We start from the raw sequence: 21,494 nt of genomic DNA, 5'->3' as shown, positions 1-21,494 counted from the left end.
GCACACCGGCGAACCGGTGAGCCGGTGTATCGGCCCACCGATGTACCGACAAGCCGGTCCACCGGTTCGCCGGTGCATGGGAGATACTCGCCGCCATGAGCGATGAACCGAGGATCTACACGGTCGCCAGCTACAAGGGGGGCGTCGGCAAGACCACCCTCGCCAGCGAGCTGGCCTACGTCCTGGGCGCCGTGCTGGTGGACCTGGACTGGGACCGGGGGAACGCCACCCGCGCCTGGGGCTACCGCACCGAGGTGCGGTCCAACGCGCCGATGCTGGACGCCATCGAGGCCGGACGCACCCCGCACCCGTTCAAGGGGGTGCGCAAGGCCGACCTGGTGCCGTGCCACGAGGACTTCGTGGAGACCCAGCCCGCCCCCGACGTCATGGCGTCCCTGCTGGAGCGGTGGGCGAAGGAGTGGGGGCGCGACCTGGTCGTGGACACCCACCCCGGCGGCAGCCCGTCGACCCTGGGCGCGATGGCGGCCGCGCACCGCATCCTGGTGCCGGCCCCGTTCGGCGAGAAGGAGCACGAGGCCCTGGAGGGGATGGTCCAGCAGCTCGCGGACTACCCGCTGATGGTGATCCCCTCCCGGGTGCCGCCGGTGCCCCCGGCCCGCGACATCGAGCGGCTGCGCAGGATCACCGAGGCCGCCGGGGTGCCGGTGGGGCCGCCGATCTCGCACTACGTGTGGCTGCCGCGCCGCACCCGCCGTATGGCGGTGAGCGCCCCGCCCGTCACCAAGCAGGGCCGGGGGTTCGCCGACGAGATCGCCGCGGTGGCGCAGGCGGTGGCCGCGTGAGCAACGGACTGGACGACCTGACCCAGCGGCGCCAGCGGCGCCAGGCCCCGCCGCCCAAGCACCCGCGCACCCCGCCCGAGGCGGGGCAGGAGAAGAAGGAGGCGGCGACCACGGCGACCACCGAGCCCGCGAAGGAAGCCGCCGTCCCGGCCGCGCCGGCGGACCCCGAGCCCGCACCCAAGCGGCGGCCCGCCAAAGCCAAAGCGGCCGCCCCCGCCGAGCGCAGCGACGCCGCCCGGTCCAGGCGGACACCGTCGGTTGAGGCCTACCTGGACCAGGAGCTGATGGACTGGCTCTGGCAGATCGAGGCCGCGGCCGTCGCGCGCCGGGAGCGGTCGGTGGCCAGCCCCGCGATCCGCCTGGCGCTACGGGAGCTGAAGAAGAGGATGACCCCGGACCAGGTCGTGGACGCGCTGCTGTCCCAGACCTCGGAGCGGACGGGGCGCCCCGGGCGGCCACGCCGGTGAACCGGTACACCCGTACACCGGCCTACGTTTACACCGGTGTATTGGTGAGCCGGTGTGCCCATGCGGATCCGGCCTGGTCAAGGGCCCGGAAATGAAGCGGGCCCGGCGTGTTGCACGCCGGGCCCTGGAGATGCCGCCGTTGGGCAGCTTCGGCCTCACGTCCACCGAGGTGGGGAGACGGCGCGTCCTCCACGCACTGAGGCCACCGTACAAGGCGGCGGCGCCCGTCGCACCTGGGAGGGGACTCCTCCGGGGCCTGTCCGGCTCACCGGGAGGGTGCTGCCGCTCGCTTCCTGTACGGGTCTGGGGATCCCGGCACCGGCCCCGGACAACCCCCTGAGCGCCTTCTGGGGGGCTCTGGCAGACTCCCAGGGGAATCACCCCCCTGTCCCGCCTGGAGGAGCCCGTTGATGCTGTCCTGGCCCGACGCAGTGACCGTCGCGCGCACCGCCCTGTGGCGCCACCGCGTCGAATCCCGCCAGCCGGGTGTCGACCCCGACGAGGGCGTGGACGTGGACCTCATCGAGACCGTGCTGGCGTGGCTGGTGCAGGAGGCCGGCGACCCGCGCGCGCACCGGTGCGCGGTCGTGATGCCGCTCCGCCTCCCGGCCGAGGCCACCGTCTACCAGCGGGCGCTCCTGGACGCCGCTGTCCGGTCCTGGGAGCGGGTGATGCCCCACGTGCACACGCTGGCGGCCGCCGACGCTCTGGGCGAGCACCTGGGCGCCGTCCCACCCGACGCGGAGGAGACAGCCGGGGTGGCGTTGCAGGGCGCCGACGGCCGGGTGGCGTGCCCGGTGTGCGGCCGCGACGAGGGCCTGGTGTGGCTGTGGGACGGACAGATCGTGCGGGGCCGGTGCCCGGCCGGGGACGGTGAATGGACTCCACGCCCCTACATCGGGGCGCCCGTGTGGGAGCAGATCTCCGCCGCGGTGAGGGCCAGTGCTGGCTAGGCTGGTGGGTGAGGGCCCGCGCTGTCTTCCAGGACGCACACGCAGGCCCTCCCAGGACCGGCCGGTCACCTAGTGGCCGGTCGGCCCCTCCCCGCTCTCGCGCCACAGCCACAGCAGGGTCCTGGCCACAGCCAGGAGCGTGCGGGCGGCATCGGCGGCCAGGCGCCACAGCCACCACGGCCGCCCGCCGTCGTCTCCCTCGCCGTTGCCGGGGCGCTTCCACGGGATCCGCATCTCGATCTCCTCGCTCGGGGAGCGGGACCGGGACCGGCCCCGCGCACGAGAGGGCGCCAGGCGGCCCCGAGCGGACGTCTGATCGGGCGGATACGGCGAATGTACCGCGCCCCACGACCATTACGCACGTGCATCTGCACATGCATTGATCAGGGACTTTAGGCCCGATCAGGTCATGCGGGGACAGGGGTCCCGGCAGTCACGATCCACAAGGAGTCCCCGGGGAGGTGCGTGTGGCCACATCGGGACAGGGGCCCCGCCAGCCCCGTGGTTCCCGGTAGAACGGCTCTCCCATCCCTCGCCCCCGGGAGCCGCCATGCCGCGCAACTTCAAGGGCCAGTTCAGCGACTGGCCGACCCAGGTGATCATCATCGTGGGCCTGGTCCTGCTGCTGGCGTGGATCAACGCGAACTGACCCGGTCGGACCCGTGCGCGATCCTGGACGCATGACCGACCACACCGCCCCCGCGCCGTCCGATGTCGAGCACCTGGCCGCCGTGCTCCGCCGCCGACGCGAAGAGCTGGCCGGCGCGGCCGGGGTGCGGATCGGCCGCGGCGAGGTCGTGCACCGGTTGGACACGCATATGTGGGCGGGTGTGGAGATCCCCGCGGTCGGCTGCCACGCCGCCGTGGATCCGCTGCGCCTGGTGGCGTCGGCCGGGCCGGTCACGTGCCGGAGGTGCCTGGGGAGCGGCCGCCAGGCGCAGGAGCAGGTGCCCGGCCAGACGGCGCTGCTGTGAAGGTGCGCCCCGCACACCCCGGGGAGCGGCCCGCCCTGGCGGCCGCCGCGGCCCGCGCCGGGTCCGCCTACACCCCGGACGGCGAGCTGGTCCTGGTCGCCGTCGACGACCACGAACAGGTGGTGGGGTGGCTGTCGGGGACGCTGGCCGGCGCCTACCCCGGGCCCGGGGCTCCGTGCCCGCCGCCGCACGGCTACGTCCAGGCCGTCGTCGTCGCCCCCGGTGCCCGCCGTCGGGGGTACGGGCACACGCTGCTGGCCATGTTCGTTTCCAGGGCCCGCCAGGCTGGAGTGCAGTGGCTGTTCGCCGCACCGGACGAGGGCCCCGGTGTCGAGGCGCGGGCCGCGTGGTTGGCGTCGGCCGGATGGGAGCCGGTGGACGACCCCGGCGAGGCGTGGCCGGTGATGGGCCGGTGGACCACGCCCAGGCCGTGCGGCAGGCACGCGGTATGACTCCGGTGCGGCACCGGCCTGACGGGCGGCCGCGGATATTTCCCGGGGAACTCGTCGGCGCGCATGCGGGCCTACCCGCGTGTTCGGCAACGCCCAGGGCGCGAGGGATCGAGACGCCCCTCCCCAGCACCCTCCCGGGGTTCCCCGGCCAGGTGTCGTCTCCCGGCCGGGGCGGGCGTTTCAGGCGTCCCGGACGTCGACCTGGGAGGCCTCCAGTTCCAGCAGCTCCTCGTGGACCTCCCGGAGCTCGGTGACGCGGACCTGGACCCGGGCGGCGGTGAGCTGGTCGCCCTCGTAGTGGCGGGGGTCCCAGCCGGTCACGATCACACCGTCGCGGCCGAAGTTCTTGCCCACGACGAACCCCAGGTCCTCCAGGGCCCGGCGCATCTCGGCTGGCGCCTTGTCGCTGTAGTCGATGGTGTAGCCGTGGAGGAATCCGCGGACGATCATCCCGCCCCGAGTCAGTTTGGCTTCGCTGATCGCGATCCTCTGAAGCGAGATCCCCGGGGGGTTCATGGCGTGCAGGGCCGACAGGCAGATGCTCTTGATCTCGGGGATGTCGGCCGCGGTGACGCGGACCTGGCGGATGCGGCGCGCTTGTGCTTGCTGTGCGTGGCGGTCGATGAGGGCCTGGTGCTCGGCGGCCTGGCGGCGTTGCTCCTCCTGGAGGGCGAGTTGCTGCTCGGGGGTGGGTCGTCGGTCGAAGAGGCCCACGGCGGCTCCGTTCAGGGTCTGGGGGTGGCTGACCGCAACGCCCGACACGTTCCCGACCTGGGGAAGGGGCAACCCTGACCAAGGGCCTTTGGTGCGGGAGAGGGCATCTGAGATCTCTACACCGTCAAGGCGGGCGTTCTGGACGGTCCCGGCGAACACCAGCTCCCCGACGCCCGCGCGCGTTTTCGGCGTTGGCGCGCGCGATGGAGGCCGGCGACCGATCGGGGCGAAGCAAACAGGGCCGCCACCTGGACGGTGTAGATCATCCGGGGGTCGCGTGCGCGCCCGCGCGCGAGGAATGCCGGGTTTCCGCTGGATTTCGCCGGGTGCAGGTCGTTGCGCGGCACCGCTCACCGGCCCGGGACACGCAACGGGTTGCGCAGGAGAGGCGGGGCGACCGGGTCGTGCAGGTGCCTGCGTTGGTGGGCTTGGACCGGAACTTTTTAGCGCTCCGCATAGCAATCCGACCGGCATCTGCGCTGGTGAGAGGTGTTTTATACCGAGGCGGTATGTCCGGCATCTGCGGTGGCAGCCGGTCTTTTATGCATTCCTATTCACGCCGGGGCCGGCCTCGCGCGTGCGCGCGTAGGGCTGGGTCGACCGGTCGACGTTCCTGGGGGTAGCCGCACCCATGCGGCTACCCCCTCCCGAACACGACGAGGCGCCGGGCTACCCCTGGGGCATGTCCCGGAAGCGGCTGTAGTGCCCCTGGAACGACACGGTGATCTCCGCGGTGGGGCCGTTGCGGTGCTTGACCACGAGCAGGTCCGCCTCCCCAGCCCGCGGGGAGTCCTTGTCGTGCACATCCTCGCGGTGCAACAGGATCACGATGTCGCTGTCCTGCTCGATCGCGCCGCTCTCACGCAGGTCCGACATCTGCGGCTTCTTGTCGGCGCGGTCCTCGGACTTGCGGTTGAGCTGGGACAGTGCCACCACGGTGACCCCCAGCTCCTGGGCCAGCAGCTTCAATGCGCGGGAGATCTCGGTGACCTCCTGCTGCTTGCTGTCGTAGCGGCCGTCGGTCTGCACCAGCTGCAAGTAGTCGATCACCACCATCCGCAGCCCCAGGGACCGCTTGATGCGTCGGCACGCCGCGCGGATCTGGGCGAGCTGGCTCACCCCGGTCTTGATCACCAGCTTCGAGTCGCTGATCACAGGCATCGCTGCCCGCATCGCCTCCCAGTGGTAGTCGTCCACCATCCCGGACTTGATGCCGTGCAATGGCACCCGTGCCTCGGCTGAGAGCATCCGGTCGACGATCTCCTCCTCGCCCATCTCCAGGGAGAAGAACGCCACGGTCTCCCCCCCGCGGAACGCCGCCTCGCGGGCCATGTCCAGAGCCAGGGTGGTCTTGCCGACTGCCGGGCGGGCGCCGATCACGATCATCTGCCCGGCCAGCAGGCCGCTGGTGAGGGCGTCCAGGTCAGCAAACCCGGTCGCCAAACCCTGAAGGCCGCCGCCTTTGGCTGCGCGCTGTTCGATGCGGTCCATCGCGGCGGGCAGGTAGTCGGCCGGCAGCGGGTCTTCCTCTTTGGTCTGGGTCTGGGTGATCGCGAGGATCTCGCCCTGGACGGCGTCCACCAGGTCCACCGGGTCGCCCTGGGCGGCGTAGCCCAGCTGGGCCGCGCGGGTGCCGACCTCGATCAGGCGGCGCAGCAGGGCGTGGTCGAACACGATGCGGGCGTAGTAGCCGGCGTTCGCGGCGGTGGGGATCGCGCTGGTGAGGGTCGTCAGGTACAGGGACCCTCCGGTGCGGGCGGACTCACCGCGGCGGGTGAGCTCGGCGTTAACCGAGACGATGTCGACGGGCTCGCCCTGGTCCATGAGCGAGCAGATCGTGGTGTAGATGACCTGGTGTGCGGGCCGGTAGAAGTGTCCGGCCGCCAGGACCGCCATGACGTCCACGGCGGCGTCGGCGGAGATCATCATCCCGCCGAGCACGGCCTGTTCGGCCTGGAGGTCGTGCGGGGGCATGCGGGTTTCGTCGGTATCGGTCATGCTGGTGTCTCCATCCCATGGGTGGGAGGGGCCGGACGTCGCCTGCAAGCTGAGCGTCCGGCCCCTGTGGTGTTTCCGGGGGTCGAATCAGGAAGAAGCGTCGGCGGGTGCCAGGCGGGCGGCCAGGTCCGGACGGCGCACCGGCCCGAACCGGTTGAGCAGCAGCTGGGCCATGCGCGGGTGCAGGAACGCGCACACCGGGCAGTCCAGCGGCTCGCGGTGCTCAGCACACACCGCGTCGGGGCCCGTGGGCTCGGATGTGCCTGCGCGGCCCTGAGGCGCACGCTCACGCCTAATCTCGCCAAGACGGTAGGTGAGGTCCTCCAAGCGGAAACCGTTGATGTAGGAGCTTGGAGAGCCCACCGGGCGCCCACGGCGGCGCGCATGTTCCAGCAGCGACTCGATGAGCTTCTCCGCTTCCTCCTTCGTCGCATCGGTGCGGCGCATCACGATCTCCGCAGCGGTTTCGCCGTTCTTAGCCGAAGGCTTCTCCTCCTCTTCATCAACCCAGCCCGACCCGGCACGGGCGGGAGCCTTCGCAGCCTCCTGTGACACCTGATGACGAGGAGCTGACAAGGACTGATGAGGAAGGGGTGCACTGGGCTGCACCCCATGGGGTGCACTGGGCTGCACCCCATGGGGTGCACTGGGCTGCACCCCACCAACGGGGGAGGGTGCACTGGGCTGCACCCCTTCCGAAATGCGGTTTTCCTCGGAGGGGGTTGCGGAGATGACGGTTGGGTCGGTCAGGTCATCCACCCCGACCCATGCCGTGGTGGGACCGTTGCCGTAGTCGAGACGGACGCGCAGCGGGGCCTTCTTCTTGCCCTCGCGGTCGGTGAGTTCCACGACTGTGGCCTTCTTGCCTGCGTGAACCACGGTGTTGCCGAGGCCGTACCAGCACACGAGCGAGTGGGCGCGGGAGCCAAGCCGCCAGCGTGCACGGGGAAGCCCGTCCTTGAAGAACCCCTCACGGTCGGCCAGTTCCTGCAACCGCCGACGAAGTTCGGCTCGATCCTCAGCCGTGACCTCACGAGCGGTGTAGGAGTCCAGGCGCCGGTCCTTCTTGGGACGCTCCGTTTCAGGGAAGGGCCGCCCGGTGCCGCCCCACAGGTCCCACGGGCCGTGGATACGCAGACGACTCACGGTCTGCTTGCCCTGTTCGTTGAAGCACTCCAACACGGAGAGATAGCCCGTGTCGGTGAGCGCTTTGAGGTGGTTCTGGGCCTGGCGGGTCTCCATCTCGGAGTCCGCTGCCAAGGTGTCGGGCTTGATCGCCCAGGACTTGGTGTCGTTGTCGACGGTGTCGGCGAGATTGGCCAGGATGAGCTTGCGGCCGGGGATCTTGCCGAAGGAGAGGCGGCGCACGTAGGCGTAGGCCTCAACACTCATGGGGGTCCGCTTTCTAGGCAGCCCTCGCACAGGTCACAGCACTTTCGGGTACCCAAAAGGTGCCCGATCGCTCCCCGTTCGGCTACAGTGGCCGATGTCTATCATCAGGGGCGAGCAGTACCGTGTTGCTTCGCGAGAGCAACCAGCTTGTCTTGGACGAGGCCCGGTTTGGTCGCCGGGCCTTCGTCATGTCTGGAGTGGTGAAGGTGGTCAGTCCCCCACCACGTGACGTGGGGACGACCCTACTGGAATCGCGCGTCTCCAGGGGTGACAGCTGGGCTGCTGGGCCTCCCAAGTCACACCAAAGCGCGAAAAGAACCCCGGATGGCGAAGGCCACCCGGGGTCTGTTGTTCAGAGTGAAGCTTCTACAGGTCGTAGACGAAGACCTGCCGGTCAGCGGGTGCGGCGATCTCGGTGATCTCCAGGACCTGGTCGTCGGTTCCCCGTGTGATCCGCTCGATCACCACCACGGCCACGTCACTGCTGATACCGAACAGCTCCTGCCATTCGGCGTCAGCCACACGCGCCGACACGCGGTCCTGCTGGCGCAGCTTGTGGCCGGCCTCCTCCATCCGCGCGTACATCCCGCCCGCACCGGTGTTCAGCTCGGCGAGCTGCGGGACCTGGTCGACCACGGCCGGGTGCAGGTACGTCACCGCGGTCTGGAGGAGCTGGCCGTCGCCGCTCATCCGCCGGGAACGCACCACCGTTTCGGTGCCCTGCGGGACTCCCAGGCGGTCAGCGATGGGACCGTTGAGCTCACTCCTCCGAACCTTCGTTTCGACGTCGGGCTGAACTCCCGCGTCTTCCAAGTCGCCGTAGAAACCTCGCTGGTCACGGGCCGCCATGCGGTTGCTCGCGGTTCTTTCGATCATGCTCTCCCCCTTGGGTTCTAGTCCGGGACCTTGAATCGGTAGGACCAGACAAAATGGCTGCTTCGGTAGGTGCCCCGGGCGTACTCAACCGGTCGTCCCGTGGCGTCAAACGCGGTGCGCTTCAGGTCGAACACCGGCTCACCACTCAGGAGGTGAAGAACCTTCTCCTCCTCTGCGGTGGGCATACGGGCGGAGATTTCCTCCTGGATCTCATCCGGACCGATGCCGCGATCATCGAGGGCGGAGTAGCCGCCACCGTGCCCGGCCGGGCCGGGGGACGGGTCCATGATGGGCGTGCCCTCTACGTCTTCGCGGCGGTACCAGCTGGTGAGGATCTGGGTGGGTTCCCCCTTGTCGACTACGACTCGGGCACGTTCGATGACGGGGTCCCCTTCGGCGATCTTGAGGGCTTTCGCCACTTCCTTCGTCGCGGAACACTCCCGGACGCTCTGAGTCTGGTCGTCGCGTGACCAGCCCCTGCCGGCCTCCTCCCGGTCCGCGATGAACGCAACCTTGCCCTGGGCCCGCTTGGACCGGCTGTAGCGCTCCGCGCCGAGGCACTTCATGGGCGGCGTGCGGCGGACGAACGTCCCCTTGCCCCGCTTGGTCTCGACCAAGCCAGCTGCTTTCAGCCTGGCGATGGCGTGCCGCACGGTGTCGTGCGACACGCCGTAGTGCGAAACGAGGACATGGGTCACCGGGAGCTGTGCCCCTGGGCCCAGGTCCTCGCTCTCGATCCTTGCTCGCAGGTCATCAGCAACCTGCTGAACAGGGGATCGTCCATCGGACGGGTTGATCGGCATACGGACATCCTTCCATGGATCACCCCACTTTCCCAACACCCCTAGGGAAAGTCTTGACGAGTAACGGTACCCGAGCTTAGAGTCGTGTCAGCAACTTTCACTAGGGAGCTAGGGAAAGTTGCAAGAGCCCAGCTTGTAACAGGTGAGCTATGCCCTGAGGAGGCGTGATGCTGTCGATCGCGGAGGTAGTGGAGGCCACCGGCGCACCCCGCGCTGACGTGATCCGCGTGATCCGCGGCGGCGGCACCACCCAGGCCGACTGGCACATCGCCTGCGCCATCGAGCGGTTGGGTGGTCGGCGGGCCGCGGACCTGATGTGGGGTCCGGAGCGGATTCCGACCGAGACCCCCACTCCCACGAACCCGGACGCCAAGCGCATCGCCGGGGTGCGGATCTACGAGGAGCCCACCGCCCCGGACGCCCCGCAGACCGCCCTGCCGGACTACCCGGTCCGGGAGGAGCCGCTCACCGGCCGCGAGGCCGCCGAGGAGCTGGCCGCCTCGGTCCAGGCCGACCTGGGCGAGGTCCTGGAGGACGACGACGCCGCGGCCCGCCTGACCGCTGCCTGGTCCACCCCCGCCGAGGGCCGCCGGGTCCTGGCCCGGGTGGTGCCCCTGGCCCTCCTCACCCCCCGGGGCCGCGTCCGGCTCTGGAACGCCGAATACGCCGCCGCAGACGCGGCCTGACCAGCACCACCACACATCCGACACACCCGAGAGGGGACAGCTATGTCCAGGATTCGCCCCAGGCCCACGACGTTGTCGCAGACGCCCGCCCCCGAGAGCGACTGGTCCGATTTCGACGAGCCCGAGGTTCTGTGGCCCGCCCCGGGCTCCAAGGACCACCACCTGTTCGCCGAGTTCGACACCCCCGCCCCCGCTCCGGCCCGGCCGGCGCCCACCCCCGAGATCGTCCGCCTCCAGACCGAGATCGCCTGGGCCCAGCGCAACCAGGACCTGTTGTCCTCCGCCCTGGACGCGACGCTGTCCCTCCTCCAGATGTGCCTGTACCGGATCGAGGTCCTGGAGGCCCAGCCGCAGATCCAGGAGCGGTGCCCCGAGCCCCGGGGCCACTCGATCTCCCTGGGGAAGCAGGTCGACGAACTGGAGGCGGAGCTGGCCGGGCTGCGCGTCGACGACGTGCTGGTGAGCGCCACCGCCTGACCGCCGCCCCTGGGGCGCCTGTTCCCCACCGGCCCGTCCTGCCGGTGGGGTTCGGGGACCGCAGGGTCCGACACCACCCACGAGACGAGGAGCCGCCCATGCCCGCGACCACCATCGACCACGAGGACTACATCAAGGCCGCCTGGCGCGCCATCCCCGACGCTCAGGACTGCTGGACCTGGACCGACCCGACGGCCGCCTGGGAGGCCCTGGAGGAGGAGATCGAGGTCTCCGACGCCGCGATCGCCTGCTCCTACTACCTGGACACCGTCGACCCCGGCCGCGCCGGAATCGTCACCCTCCCGGACGGCCACGCCCTGGGCTGGCACGAGACCGGCGGCTGGACTGTGATCGGCCACGCCGGTCTGGTCACCGTCCCGGGCGCCCTCCCGGCGGACGCCTCCCCGGCCCAGGTGACCCGGCTGGCCGCCGCCGTCTGACCGAGGACACCACCGATTCCCCCGACACCGCGAGCCCCGCCCACCACCGGGCGGGGCTCTCCCACACCCACAGGAGTACCGATGACCGCTTCCACCCTGTTCTCCGGCCCCGCCGAGATCGACACCACCGCCATCGAGCACCTGCTCACCGACCCCGACCTGCACGCCGACCACCTGCCCGGCGAGACCGCCGAGGAGCACGCCGCCCGCACCACGGCGGCCGCCGACATCACCGCGACCCTGCTGGACGAGCTGGCGGAGCCGATGGCCGACCACCCCGACGGGCTGGAGGCCGGCATCCAGGCCGCGTCCGCCACGATCCGCGAGTGGGTGGACGCCTACGCCGACTACGTGCACGACCTGGTCGACGGCGCCGACGAGGCCATGGGGCGGTGGGCCGCATGATCAGGGACTTCGTCGGCTACTGGTACGACGCCGTGATGGTCCGCGGCCCGATCGAGGGTGTGCTGCGGGGCCTGATGGCCGTCTCGGTCCTGGTCGCGTGGTGGCTGATCCTGGCGGGCACCGCCGGGGTCTGGGTCATCATCGCGGCCCTGTACGGCACGGTCGTGATCTCCGCGTGGGCGGCGCTGGCCTGGCCGCCCCGCTGCTGGTGCGGAACCCGCCACTGGGACGCCGCCGACGACGACCACGACCCGGACCAGTACGGGAGGGCCGCCTGATGCTCTCCCGCTGCCTGGCCCGCCTGGCCTGCCGCGTCACCTACATCCACTGCGGCGTCCCGATGGAGTTCGAGCACCTTCCCCGCGCCCAGTACGTGTGCATGGTCTGCGGGGCCTCCCGATGAGCGCCGCCGACATCGAGTTCCACCGGTCCACCTGTAGCGCCTGCTGGTCCGGCCGCGACTGCGCCACCCTGCGCTGGCTCCAGGGCGGCCCCTGGCCCTCCCTGTGGGGGTGGTGGTCGTGATCGGCCTGATCATCGCCGCCGCCTCGGTGGCCGTGGTCGGCGCCCCGCTGCTGCTGGTGGCGCGGACCGGGCCGCTGCTGGGCTACGCCGCCCGACCCCAGCGATTCCGACGCCGCCGCCTGTTCGCACGCCGTTCCCGGACGTGACGAGGCCCCCGCCACTCGTCCTGGCGGGGGTCTCGCACTCCCCACCCAACCACACCTGATCTGGAAGGAGCGCGCCATGGAGCGCGAAACGACCGAGACCCCGAAGAAGACCACCACCGACCCCGACACCACTGTTGCGAGCCGGATCGACCCGGTCCGCATCGGCGCCACCGTGGTGACCGGCGCTTCCGCCGCGTTCACCGCCTGGACCGTGTGGGACATGCTCTCCGGCATCGCACCCGACGCCCTGGCCCTGGGGCTGGGCGTGGGTGTGGAGGCCCTGTGGCTGTGGCTGCTCGCGATCGAGTGGCGCCAGGCCGGGCTCACCGGGCAGGTCCACCGGCTGCTCACCCTCACCGGCTGGGTCCTGGCCGGGGCCGCCGCCGCCGTGCTCATCGCCCACGGCGTCACCGAGGGCTCCTGGGTGCTGCTGGCCCTGGCCGTGTTCCCCGTCGCGTCCAAGGGCGGTTGGCACTGGCTGACCCACAGCCACGCCGCGGCGACCCTGGCCCGCCTCGCCGAGAGCGCCCGCCGGCGCGACCGGTCCGCGGCCCTGTCCACGGACCTGACCGAGGACGACGAGGTGGAGCTGGCGGAGATCCGCCGCAAGGCCGCCAAGGCCAAGGCGAAGGCGGCGGCGGAGGCCGAGCTGGCCGCCGCCGAGGCGGAGGCCGACCGGCTGCGCCAGGAGGCGGAGGCCGCCGCCGAGCGGGTCCGCCAGGAGACCGAGCACCAGATGCGCCAGGATGCGCTGCGCCGGTCGCTGGAGGCGCAGATGGCCGCCCAGCGCGCCGACGCGGACCTGCTCAAGCAGCGGTTCGCGCTGGAGCAGGAGCTGCGGATCATGCGGCCTATCGGTGCCGGGCCCGCCATCGGCAACGAGCAGGTTCCCGACGACGCCTCCGCGATCACCGGGCCTCTCGGCGGAACCGCGACGGCGGGGTTCGGGTTCCCGCAGAGCGCCCCGCCCCGCCGGGAGCCCACGGTCGACGACCGGGCGGTGCCCAGGGTGCCCACCCCGGGCGGCGAGGGCGAGCGCAACCGGGCCGCGGTGCTGGCCGCCTACGAGCGCCTGGCCGCTGACGGGACGGTCCCGTCGGTGTCGGCGATCGCGACCGAGGCCGGGGTGTCCCGGCGCACCGTGAACCGCCACCTGCCCCCGCAGATGCGGGGCTGACCCGCACCCGACTGGGCACCCCTGGGCACCCCTCCTGACCTGGAGGTGCACAGGGGTGCCCACCCGCCCGCTCCGGCGGGTGCCCACACCTGCCCGGCCCCTCGCGGTCGGGCGGGTGCGGGCACCGCTCCGGCGCCGCGCGAACCACTGCCACCCCCCGCGAACCGGGGGTGAGGTGGCGCCGCGCGAACCCTGGTGCCCACCCTGCCCACCCCTCAACCCCGGAGGTCCGATTCAGCACCGATTCCATCGACGCCCCCGCGCACCGCCCCGGTGGTGCGCACCCCCGGCCGGGCCGCTGCTCTTGATGGGTGGCGGCCCGACCCACGCCTCGAGGAGGACCGTGAGCAAGTACCTGGACCGCGACGGGTCCCGTTACGGGATCCCCACCTACCCCCGCCACCTGGCCCCCGCCGGGCTGGCGACCCGCTACCAGCTCCGCCGCCTGGACCTTCGCCCCGGCGGCCAGGAACCGGCCGCCCAGCTCATGTGGCGCTCGCGCGCCGGCGGGTCCCGGGACGGCGTCCGCATCGCCTGGCTCTACCACGTTCACCTGGCCCGCCCGGTGAGGCCGATGACACCCGCGAAGGAGCGGGCGCTGGCCAAGGCCTTGATGGCCCGGCACACGTGCCGCGACTGCGGCGAGATCCACCCGTACTGCCTGCCCACGTCGCTGGGCCGCACCTGCCCTCCGGGCACCGGGTGCGCCACCACCGTCGACCTGGCTCCGGGCACCGGGTGCGCCACCACCACCGTCGACCTGGCCGCGTAGGCCGAAAGGAGCAACACACCATGCTTGACCTGCTCGAACGCCTCGCGGGCCTGGTCCGCGACCGCATCCACGGCGAGTGCTACGAGCTGATCGCCCACCAGCACGACGCGGTGTCCGCCAGCGCGGCCGCCCACCACCAGGCCGAGGCCGAACTCGCCGCCGCCCGTGTGGAGCTGGCCGCCGCCCTCGCCGAGAACACGACCCTGCGGGCCCTGCTGGACGGCGCCGCCGCCCCCGCAGACCGCGCCTGACCTGTACCGATACCACTGATTGGAGGGGCCGATGGGTGCCCTGCCCGACCCCGCGTCCCCGATCCCGGGCACGCACAACCACCGCCGGACCCCCGAGGCCGCCCCGCCGCTGCGGGCCGTCCCCGGGCCCCGGCCCACCGCCCCGGATGCGGAGCCGACCACGCCGTCGCAGGCGCCGCCGGCCCCTCCGACCCCTGCCCCCGCGCCGGAGCCGCCCGCACCCGAACCCGCCGCCCCGGCGTCGGACGTCCCCCAGGGCACCCCGGAGCAGGACGGCGCCCAGGGCGAGGACGCCCGGGGCCTGGACCTGGACCGCATCGCCGCCCTGCGGGCCTGGGCGGCCGAGCACCTGCGGCCCCCGGACCTGCTGAACGAGGCCACCCCCGGCCTCAAGCAGCTCTGGGAGGACGCCCTGCGGGGCGACCACCTGCCCGCGAACCCCGTGGTCCGCGTCGCCGAGATCGCCCGCCTGGTGGTGGCGCTGCCCGTGATGGCCGCCGCCGTCCTGCTGGCCTGGTCGATGGTGTCCGCGGCCCGCACCGCCGCCCTGCTGCTGGGCGCCGCGGCCCTGTGGATCGTGCTCGGCTCGCTGGCCGGGGCGATCACCGACCTCCTCTGACCCGACTACCTGCACAGACAGGAGAACCAACCATGTATTTCGTGACGGCCGTCGGCCTGTTCGCCGCGGCCTGGCTCACCAACAAGAAGTGGGGCAAGCACTGGTGGCTGCCCATCTCCCTGGCCGCGCTGGGCTCGCTGGCGCTGGCCGCGAGCGCGGTCGGCGGCTGGATCGGCTACGTCCTCAACCTCGGGGCCGGCGCGATCGCCGGGGCCGTCGGCGGGATCTTCGGCGGCGGCGTGTCGGCGTCGATGATCCTGGGCGTGGGCGCGCTGATCGGCACGATCATCATCATCGCCGACCTCATGGTCGACCGGTCCTGCAACAAGGCCGCGATCATCAGCTTCGTGTTGACCCCGATCGCGGCGATGTACGCGGGCGGGATCATCGGGTCCCTGCACGGCGGTCTGCGCGACGCCGGCGCCGGGGCGGCCACGGGGCTGATGAGCGCCCTGATCGGGGGCTGATCCGATGGACCCGTTCAGCGCGCTGGTCATCGCGGCCCTGGTCACCTGGGGTACCGCCGGGGGCGGCATCAAGGACACCTCCGCGATCCTCAAGGGCCAGACGCCGCCGTCGGTGGCCTACCGCACCGCCCGCATGGCCGCCGACAAGGAGAGGCTGCGGGCGTGGGAGCGGGCCCTGGCCGAGGGCCGGCCGCTCCCCGCGGCGCTGGAGCCGCGCCGGATCCGCATCAAGGACCTGGCGCGGCACTGGTGGGAGGACGCCCTGGAGGACGTCGATGCCTGGCGGGCCGGGCGGCGCCTGTCGCGCCCCGAGCGCAAGGCCGCCCGCGCCGCCCGCAAGGAGGAGAAGAAGTCCCTGATCAGCAGGGGCTACGACCTGATCAAGGCCCGCGGCCAGAAGCGCTCCGGCGCGGACGCCGATCCGGACGCCGATCCGGACGGCCCGGCCCCGGCGGCCGACGACGGCGGTGGCGGTGAGGTGCCCGACAACGTGGTGCCCCTGCACGGCCCCCGCCCGGGGCGCGACAAGGACACCAAGGACACCGAAGGGCCCGACACCGCCGGGCAGGCCCCGGACCAGCCCGAGGACCCGGAGAAGCCCCAGGAGCCGGAGAAGCACCCGGTGATCGACGGCGACCGGCCCTTGTTCGAGGGCGCCTCGAAGGAGGAGCTCGCCGACCTCACCGACGCGCTGGGGGAGTTCATCGAGGCCCGTGACGCCCGCGACCGCGACCTGGCCCGCGAGCTGGTCGCCTCCCTCAACACCGACAGCAAGGAGAACACCGACGTGCCGCACATCGACCTGTCCGACGCCGAGACCCTGTCCGCGCACCTGCGGGCCCTGGGCAGCTACGCCGACTACATGGACCGCATCGCCGCCGACATGGACGTCCTGGCGGCCGGGATGGCCTCCCACCAGATGGGCCACATCGCGGTGGGCCAGGTGTCCGCGGCGGGGACCGCCAACACCGAGTCGGCGGCCAAGTGCCGGGCCGTCCGCGACCAGCTCGAGCGCGCCCACACCGTGGTCGCCGACGCCCGCGCGGCCACCCCCGGGGCCGCCGACGGCGACTACCTGACCCGGGGACAGTAGACGCTCCGTCACCGACCAGATCGCGACCAGACGGCGACCAGACGAGATCTGGTCGCCTTCTTTGTCCCACTTTCCACCGATTCGTATGGTCGCCGGGCCCCGAAAACGGGGGGTCCGGCGGTCCGGTCGCACCCGCGACCGAACACCCCTGATCGTCACTCACAGTGAAGGATTTCGCGTATGTCCGAGAACGCCTCCAACGCCTCCAGCGCCCCGGCCGGGGGCGGCGGTTCCACGACCAACGTCGTCGAGAGCGGGGCCTCGGTGGGGATCACCGCCGGGTCGGTGTCCGGCAGCACCGTGATCGTCGGCCAGCAGCCCGCCGCCGCCGTGGTGGTGGACCTGCCCTCCTACCACGGCGACGTGAAGGCGATGGCTGCCCACACCGAGTTCGTGAACACGGTGATCCTGCCGCACTACGAGGGGCTCATCGCCGCGGCCCGCCGGGCCGGGATGGGCGAGGAGCTGATCTCCGCCCTGTCCCAGGGCCAGGAGGCCGTGGAGATGGCGCGCACCAGCGTGATCACCGCCCGCACCGCCGTGGTCGCCCTCAACGAGGCCGTGGCCCGCGCGCACGCCGACGCCCGCGCGGCCGCGACGAAGAAGACCTACTACATCGCCGACTGACCCTGTCCGCCCCCGCGCAACGCCCGGTTGCGCGGGGGCGGGTGCCCGCCACGCGGGCGCCGGAACCACCGTCCGGCGCCCACGTGACCGACACCCGCCCCACCACCGCACCGAAGGAGGCCCGCCGTGGCCACGAAGACCAAGACGCGCATGTCCCAGCGGGACCTCACCCGCGCCCTGGACCGCATCACCGCCACCCTGCCCGACATCGAGGGGGTCGTCGGCCCGGCCCGCCGCCCCGCCCGGGACCGGTGGTCGGCCGAGGGCATCCTGGGCCGCGCCTGGGAGATGATCGCCCGCCCCGGCGAGGACTCGATCCGGCGGATGTACTCCCACGTGTTCACCCCCTGGTACTGGGGCGGGACCGTGTTCGGCGGGGCCGCCCTGTTCGCGGGGATGGCCGCCCAGGCCGACCTGGCCCCGGCCGCGGCCTCCCTCATCGCCGCCGCCGGCGCCGGGCTCGCGGCCGCGGTCACCCCCCGGGTGCTGCGCTCCCGCTGGGGCAAGCGCCGCTTCCCGAGGGAGGCGGCGTGGGTGGCGGCCGAGACCGGGCACACCCGCGTCGTGGCGGGGGTGGCGGTGGCCTACACCGCGCTCACCGCCCTGGCCGCCCCCGCCACCACCGAGGGGTGGACCACCACCGCCGCGGCCGGGGTGCTCACCCTGCTGACCGTGTCCGCGCGCTGGTGGCAGCACCACCGCCACGCCATCATCGTCCGCAGGCCCGGTTTGGAGGAGATCTTCACCGGGCCGCTCCCGGACCCCGAGGACTCCGGCCAGGCGGTCCCGGCCGACCTGATGGGGCGGCTCACCACCCGCTGGCCCACCCACGTGGCCGCCCCGGGCAAGATGCTCCCCGGCGCAGCGCTGCTGGAGGTGCACCCCACCACGTTCGGGCTGATGGCCAAGGTCGAGACCGACGGCGACGGCCAGAGCGCCGAGGCCGTCCGCGCCCAGCTCGCCCGCCTGGGCGCCGCCCTGAAGATCAGCGCGTCCCAGCTGGAGATCGAGGAGGACGCCCCCGAAGGGGACGCAGAGCCCGACCCGACGGTGTTCTGGATCCGCGCGATCAGCCGCAAGATCATGGACGTCCCGGTCCCGCTGGAGGACGGCGCGTCCCGGGTGATCCTCCGGGAGGGGCGCACCCTGATCCGGATGGGCCGCTACGTCGACGGCGACGGCGAACCGGAGTGGCTGCTCTACGACGGCAAGTCCATGTGGTCCGGCTACATCGGCGGCATCACCGGGTCGGGCAAGTCCTCCCTGTCGGAGGGGTTGATGCTCGGGATGATGCAGACCGGGTGCACCTACACGATCTACATCGACCCCAAGGGCGGCCAGTCCTCCCCGCTCATCGCCGAGCACGCCAACTGGTTCATCGGCGACTCGGAGATGGCGACCTGGAACACGGTGGTTGACGGGCTCATCACCCTGGTCAAGGAGCGCGGCAAGTACCTGGCCGCCCAGGGCCAGTCCGGGTTCCAGGCGAGCCGGGAGTTCCCCGGGGTGTCGTTGATCTTCGATGAGTTCTACGAGGTCAAGAACGACCCCGCCCTGGCGGAGAAGGTCGGCTGGCTGGCCCGCAAGGGCCGCTCGGTCGGCGTCACGGTCGTCATCATCACCCAGGGGTACGGGCTGGAGGACTTCGGCCACGACTCGGTGCGCGCCAACGCCACCGCCGCCAACTCGGTGGCGCTGAAGATGCGCGCGAACCAGGCGTCGATCTTCGCCCGGGACTTCCCCCGGTCCAACCCCGCCACCCTGCCCGACACCGAGAACCAGCCCCGCAACAAGGGCCTGGCGGTCTCCCTCAAGGGCCGGGACTGCGTGATGCGCACCGCCTACTCCGGCGACGAGGTCACCGCCCGCCTGATGGCCGAGGCCGCCCAGGTCCAGGTCCGCGACTTGGACCCGTTCTCCGCCGACGCCTTCGACGAGGGCACCGGCGGGCTGTTCGCGCGCCGCCTGGAGGACGCCGACGCCGCCCAGGCCGCCGCGGCCGAGGAGATCGCCGCCCGCATCGACCGGGGCCGCAAGCTCCTGTCGGGGCAGAGCGTGGACCGCCCCGCCCGCCCCGAGCCCGTCCGGCCCGCCGCCGCACCGGCCGCCGGCGGGTTCGCGATGCCGCCGGAGGTACCGCACCGGGTCCTGGTCGACCTGGGCCTGGTCCGGGAGGAGAAGGCCGCGGCCGCAGCGGAGGCCGCCGCCCAGGTGACCCCGGACGGGATCACCGGCGCCGCCGCCCGCGTCCTGGAGCTGGTGCGCGAGCGGAGCGCGGTCACCACCAGCGAGGCCGTGGAGGCCCTGCGCCAGGTGCCCGGGTGCGGGGCGACCGCCGTCAAGGCCGCCCTGCGGGAGCTGCGCGACGCCGGGCTCATCGTCAAGCCCGGGTCGCTCAAGGCCCCCTGGCGACCCGCCTGAGCTTCACCCACCGTCATCGACCGGACGGCGACCAGACCCCGTCTGGTCGCCGTTTTCGTCCCGGTTTCCACCGATTTTCAGAGCCGCCGGGCCCCGAAATCCGGGGCCCGGTCCGTCCGGTCGCGCCCACGACCGAACACCCACCGTGAGGAGAACACCCGTGAACACCACCACCCTGACCGCCGCCGTCGACGTCCCGCTGGGCACCACGCCGGGCGGCGCCCCGGTCCGCTGGCGCCTGGCCGACCACACGGGCCGCCCCCACCACGGCCTGGTCGCCGGTCTCACCGCCTCCGGCGGGACCACCGCCCTGGCCCGCATCGCCGCCGGAGCCCACCAGGCCGGCGCCGCCACCGCCCTGTTCGACCTCGCCGGGCAGAACCTCCTGCACTGGCAGGACACCGGGGTGCGCCCGGGCAGGGTGATCACCCAGACGGGCGAGCTGGCCGCGTTCCTGGACGCCCTGGTCGACGGCGGGGCCCGCGCCGCCGACCGCGAGCCGCTCGTCGTCCTGGTCGACGGACCCCAGGGCCTGATCGGTGAGGCGGCCCGGTGGACGCACCTGGTCCGGCGCTCCCCCCTGCTCAACGTCGCCGTCGTCGCGCGGGTCTACGCGCCCGGCCTGGAGGAGTTCGGCAGCGCGCTCCTACGGGACCACCTGGCCATGGACCAGCACCTCACCCTCGGTCGGCTGCGGCCCACCACCCCCGAGGTCCTCGCCGACGTGCTGCCCGGCTACGCCACCCCCCAGGGCCCGACCCGGGCCGGGCGCGGCGTGCACTACCTGCGCGGCGCGCTCTCCCAGGTGACCGTCACCCGCCCCTGACCCCGTCCCCCACCCCCGATAAGAAGCGGCCCGCACTGACCACCAAGTCGGTGTGCGGGCCGCCCTACTCCCTCAGAACAGGAGCACCACCAGTATGACCACGACGAACACCACCTCCGCCAAGCGCTGCTCCGGCGACTCCGTCGGCATCCTCATCACCGACTCCGCCGACCGGCTGCTCATGGTCACCCGCGGGTGGTGGCCCAAGGGCACCGCCCCCGTGGCCGGACACGTCCGCGACTCCCACACCAGCGTCGCCGCCGCCCTGGTCGCCGAGGTCGAAGAGGAGGTCGGCCTCACCGTGACCGGGTCCTGCCTGCTGTGGGAGGGCCACCTGCCCAACCTGTGCGCGTCCCTGCCGCACCAGCCCCGGCCGGGGCACGTGTGGACGCTGGCACGGGCCACCGCGACCGGGACGGTGCGGCCCGCCCCCGGCGAGACCAAGGGCGCCCGCTTCTACTCCCGCCGCGAGGTGATGCTGCTGGCGTCGGCGACCCTGGCCCACTACCGCGCCGGCGGCACCCCCGCCACCCAGCCCGACGCGTCCCTGGAAGCGGTCTGGCTGCGGCTGCTGCACGAGGCCGCCTACCTGCCGGGCCTGTCCGCCGCCGACCTGGCGCTCGCCGAGACCGCGTACTCCACTCCGCCCGGCGAGTACTGGCGGGGCGGACGCCCCTGACCCGCTTCACAGCATCCTCCGAACCCCCGAACGAAAGGACATCTTGTTGATGCTGTTCGCCGCACTGCTGGCCGGTCACTGGATCGGCGACCACTGGCTCCAGAGCAACCGCCAGGCCCAGGACAAGGGCCTGGCGGGCCACCACGGCCGGTCCTGCTGCACCTGGCACGTGGCCACCCTCACCGCCGCCCAGCTCGCGCTGGTCCTCCTGGTGGCCGCCTACGACCCCGACACCTCCGTCCACCTCGCGCACCTGGCCCTGGGCCTGGCCGTGAACGCCGCCTCCCACTGGTGGGCGGACCGGCGCCGCCCGCTGGAGGGCCTGGCCTGGGCCCTGCACCCGGTCTCCGGCAAACGCGACTACTACGGGACCGACTCCGGGCGGATGGCGCTCGATCAGGCGTGGCACATGGCCTGGCTCGTCCCGGCCGCGCTCATCATCGGCACCCCG

General features: G+C 72.5%; 29 protein-coding genes. 23 read left to right on the top strand and 6 right to left on the bottom strand.

What is annotated here, in order from left to right; genetic code table 11:
- Window positions 1-95 precede the first annotated feature (95 nt).
- The 3 genes from K1J57_RS33005 (at window position 96) to K1J57_RS32995 (ending at window position 2,223) form a co-directional block, all read left to right on the top strand.
- The gene (locus tag K1J57_RS33005) at window positions 96-803 is read left to right on the top strand and encodes a ParA family protein (RefSeq protein WP_220566129.1); all 708 of its coding nucleotides are present in this window, start codon (window positions 96-98) and stop codon (window positions 801-803) included.
- Window positions 800-1,270 carry a hypothetical protein gene (locus tag K1J57_RS33000; protein ID WP_220566128.1) on the top strand — a complete coding sequence of 157 codons (471 nt, stop codon included), beginning with the start codon at window positions 800-802 and terminating at the stop codon, window positions 1,268-1,270. The genes K1J57_RS33005 and K1J57_RS33000 overlap by 4 nt, the downstream gene beginning before the upstream one ends.
- Before the next feature lie 410 nt (window positions 1,271-1,680).
- Complete coding sequence (locus tag K1J57_RS32995; RefSeq protein WP_220566127.1) at window positions 1,681-2,223, top strand: hypothetical protein; 543 nt, start codon at window positions 1,681-1,683, stop codon at window positions 2,221-2,223.
- Window positions 2,224-2,292: 69 nt separating this feature from the next.
- Here the strand turns inward: K1J57_RS32995 and K1J57_RS32990 are convergent, their stop codons facing one another.
- Window positions 2,293-2,457 (bottom strand): hypothetical protein, encoded by a 165-nt coding sequence (locus K1J57_RS32990; RefSeq protein ID WP_220566126.1) that lies wholly within the window; start codon window positions 2,455-2,457, stop codon window positions 2,293-2,295.
- 446 nt (window positions 2,458-2,903) lie between these two features.
- On the opposite strand from K1J57_RS32990, the gene K1J57_RS32985 reads away from it, so the two are divergent.
- Complete coding sequence (locus tag K1J57_RS32985; RefSeq protein ID WP_220566125.1) at window positions 2,904-3,197, top strand: hypothetical protein; 294 nt, start codon at window positions 2,904-2,906, stop codon at window positions 3,195-3,197.
- Window positions 3,198-3,199: 2 nt separating this feature from the next.
- A complete protein-coding gene (locus K1J57_RS32980) occupies window positions 3,200-3,649 on the top strand; it encodes a GNAT family N-acetyltransferase (RefSeq protein ID WP_255647300.1) in 450 nt (149 codons plus the stop codon).
- A 180-nt stretch (window positions 3,650-3,829) separates the two neighbouring features.
- On the opposite strand, the gene K1J57_RS32975 is transcribed toward K1J57_RS32980, so the two are convergent.
- The 5 genes from K1J57_RS32975 to K1J57_RS32955 all read right to left on the bottom strand — a co-directional run bounded on the left by K1J57_RS32975 (window position 3,830) and on the right by K1J57_RS32955 (window position 9,432).
- The gene (locus K1J57_RS32975) at window positions 3,830-4,411 is read right to left on the bottom strand and encodes a hypothetical protein (RefSeq protein WP_220566123.1); all 582 of its coding nucleotides are present in this window, start codon (window positions 4,409-4,411) and stop codon (window positions 3,830-3,832) included.
- A gap of 621 nt (window positions 4,412-5,032) precedes the next feature.
- On the bottom strand, window positions 5,033-6,361 hold the full coding sequence (gene dnaB / locus K1J57_RS32970) for a replicative DNA helicase (protein ID WP_220566122.1): 1,329 nt from the start codon (window positions 6,359-6,361) through the stop codon (window positions 5,033-5,035).
- Between the two features lie 87 nt (window positions 6,362-6,448).
- Window positions 6,449-7,753, bottom strand: coding sequence for a hypothetical protein (locus tag K1J57_RS32965; protein WP_220566121.1), 1,305 nt, complete (start codon window positions 7,751-7,753; stop codon window positions 6,449-6,451).
- Between the two features lie 366 nt (window positions 7,754-8,119).
- Entirely contained in the window at window positions 8,120-8,629 is a 510-nt protein-coding gene (locus K1J57_RS32960; RefSeq protein ID WP_220566120.1) for a UTRA domain-containing protein, read from the bottom strand.
- A gap of 17 nt (window positions 8,630-8,646) precedes the next feature.
- Entirely contained in the window at window positions 8,647-9,432 is a 786-nt protein-coding gene (locus K1J57_RS32955) for a GntR family transcriptional regulator (protein ID WP_220566119.1), read from the bottom strand.
- A gap of 167 nt (window positions 9,433-9,599) precedes the next feature.
- Between K1J57_RS32955 and K1J57_RS32950 the strand changes: the two genes are divergently transcribed.
- The 18 genes from K1J57_RS32950 to K1J57_RS32870 form a co-directional block, all read left to right on the top strand.
- Entirely contained in the window at window positions 9,600-10,118 is a 519-nt protein-coding gene (locus K1J57_RS32950) for a hypothetical protein (RefSeq protein WP_220566118.1), read from the top strand.
- Window positions 10,119-10,160: 42 nt separating this feature from the next.
- Window positions 10,161-10,595 carry a hypothetical protein gene (locus K1J57_RS32945; RefSeq protein ID WP_220566117.1) on the top strand — a complete coding sequence of 145 codons (435 nt, stop codon included), beginning with the start codon at window positions 10,161-10,163 and terminating at the stop codon, window positions 10,593-10,595.
- A gap of 98 nt (window positions 10,596-10,693) precedes the next feature.
- Window positions 10,694-11,035 (top strand): hypothetical protein, encoded by a 342-nt coding sequence (locus K1J57_RS32940; protein ID WP_220566116.1) that lies wholly within the window; start codon window positions 10,694-10,696, stop codon window positions 11,033-11,035.
- 81 nt (window positions 11,036-11,116) lie between these two features.
- Window positions 11,117-11,440, top strand: a complete 324-nt coding sequence (locus K1J57_RS32935; protein ID WP_220566115.1) for a hypothetical protein — start codon at window positions 11,117-11,119, stop codon at window positions 11,438-11,440.
- Window positions 11,437-11,718: a hypothetical protein gene (locus tag K1J57_RS32930; RefSeq protein ID WP_220566114.1), complete on the top strand. Its 282-nt coding sequence runs from the start codon at window positions 11,437-11,439 to the stop codon at window positions 11,716-11,718. The genes K1J57_RS32935 and K1J57_RS32930 overlap by 4 nt, the downstream gene beginning before the upstream one ends.
- Window positions 11,718-11,843: a hypothetical protein gene (locus tag K1J57_RS33880; protein ID WP_255647299.1), complete on the top strand. Its 126-nt coding sequence runs from the start codon at window positions 11,718-11,720 to the stop codon at window positions 11,841-11,843. Before K1J57_RS32930 ends, K1J57_RS33880 begins: the two co-directional genes overlap by 1 nt.
- A gap of 118 nt (window positions 11,844-11,961) precedes the next feature.
- A complete protein-coding gene (locus K1J57_RS32925; protein ID WP_220566113.1) occupies window positions 11,962-12,111 on the top strand; it encodes a hypothetical protein in 150 nt (49 codons plus the stop codon).
- Window positions 12,112-12,187: 76 nt separating this feature from the next.
- Complete coding sequence (locus K1J57_RS32920) at window positions 12,188-13,288, top strand: hypothetical protein (protein ID WP_220566112.1); 1,101 nt, start codon at window positions 12,188-12,190, stop codon at window positions 13,286-13,288.
- 343 nt (window positions 13,289-13,631) lie between these two features.
- The gene (locus K1J57_RS32915; RefSeq protein WP_370634704.1) at window positions 13,632-14,060 is read left to right on the top strand and encodes an RRQRL motif-containing zinc-binding protein; all 429 of its coding nucleotides are present in this window, start codon (window positions 13,632-13,634) and stop codon (window positions 14,058-14,060) included.
- A gap of 20 nt (window positions 14,061-14,080) precedes the next feature.
- Window positions 14,081-14,311 (top strand): hypothetical protein, encoded by a 231-nt coding sequence (locus tag K1J57_RS32910; protein ID WP_220566111.1) that lies wholly within the window; start codon window positions 14,081-14,083, stop codon window positions 14,309-14,311.
- A gap of 31 nt (window positions 14,312-14,342) precedes the next feature.
- Complete coding sequence (locus K1J57_RS32905; RefSeq protein ID WP_220566110.1) at window positions 14,343-14,930, top strand: hypothetical protein; 588 nt, start codon at window positions 14,343-14,345, stop codon at window positions 14,928-14,930.
- A 32-nt stretch (window positions 14,931-14,962) separates the two neighbouring features.
- On the top strand, window positions 14,963-15,397 hold the full coding sequence (locus K1J57_RS32900) for a hypothetical protein (protein ID WP_220566109.1): 435 nt from the start codon (window positions 14,963-14,965) through the stop codon (window positions 15,395-15,397).
- 4 nt (window positions 15,398-15,401) lie between these two features.
- Complete coding sequence (locus tag K1J57_RS32895) at window positions 15,402-16,490, top strand: hypothetical protein (protein WP_220566108.1); 1,089 nt, start codon at window positions 15,402-15,404, stop codon at window positions 16,488-16,490.
- A 180-nt stretch (window positions 16,491-16,670) separates the two neighbouring features.
- The gene (locus tag K1J57_RS32890) at window positions 16,671-17,117 is read left to right on the top strand and encodes a hypothetical protein (RefSeq protein WP_220566107.1); all 447 of its coding nucleotides are present in this window, start codon (window positions 16,671-16,673) and stop codon (window positions 17,115-17,117) included.
- Between the two features lie 126 nt (window positions 17,118-17,243).
- Window positions 17,244-19,538 (top strand): type IV secretory system conjugative DNA transfer family protein, encoded by a 2,295-nt coding sequence (locus K1J57_RS32885; RefSeq protein WP_220566106.1) that lies wholly within the window; start codon window positions 17,244-17,246, stop codon window positions 19,536-19,538.
- Window positions 19,539-19,698: 160 nt separating this feature from the next.
- Window positions 19,699-20,364, top strand: coding sequence for a hypothetical protein (locus K1J57_RS32880; RefSeq protein WP_220566105.1), 666 nt, complete (start codon window positions 19,699-19,701; stop codon window positions 20,362-20,364).
- 94 nt (window positions 20,365-20,458) lie between these two features.
- Window positions 20,459-21,043 carry an NUDIX hydrolase gene (locus K1J57_RS32875; RefSeq protein WP_220566104.1) on the top strand — a complete coding sequence of 195 codons (585 nt, stop codon included), beginning with the start codon at window positions 20,459-20,461 and terminating at the stop codon, window positions 21,041-21,043.
- A gap of 49 nt (window positions 21,044-21,092) precedes the next feature.
- A partial coding sequence (locus tag K1J57_RS32870) for a DUF3307 domain-containing protein (protein WP_220566103.1) occupies window positions 21,093-21,494 on the top strand: 402 nt, incomplete at its 3' end.

Origin of the sequence: Nocardiopsis sp. MT53 (assembly GCF_019598965.1) — a bacterium.
Lineage (GTDB): Bacteria > Actinomycetota > Actinomycetes > Streptosporangiales > Streptosporangiaceae > Nocardiopsis > Nocardiopsis changdeensis.
This window is presented reverse-complemented; position numbering and strand designations above follow the sequence as displayed.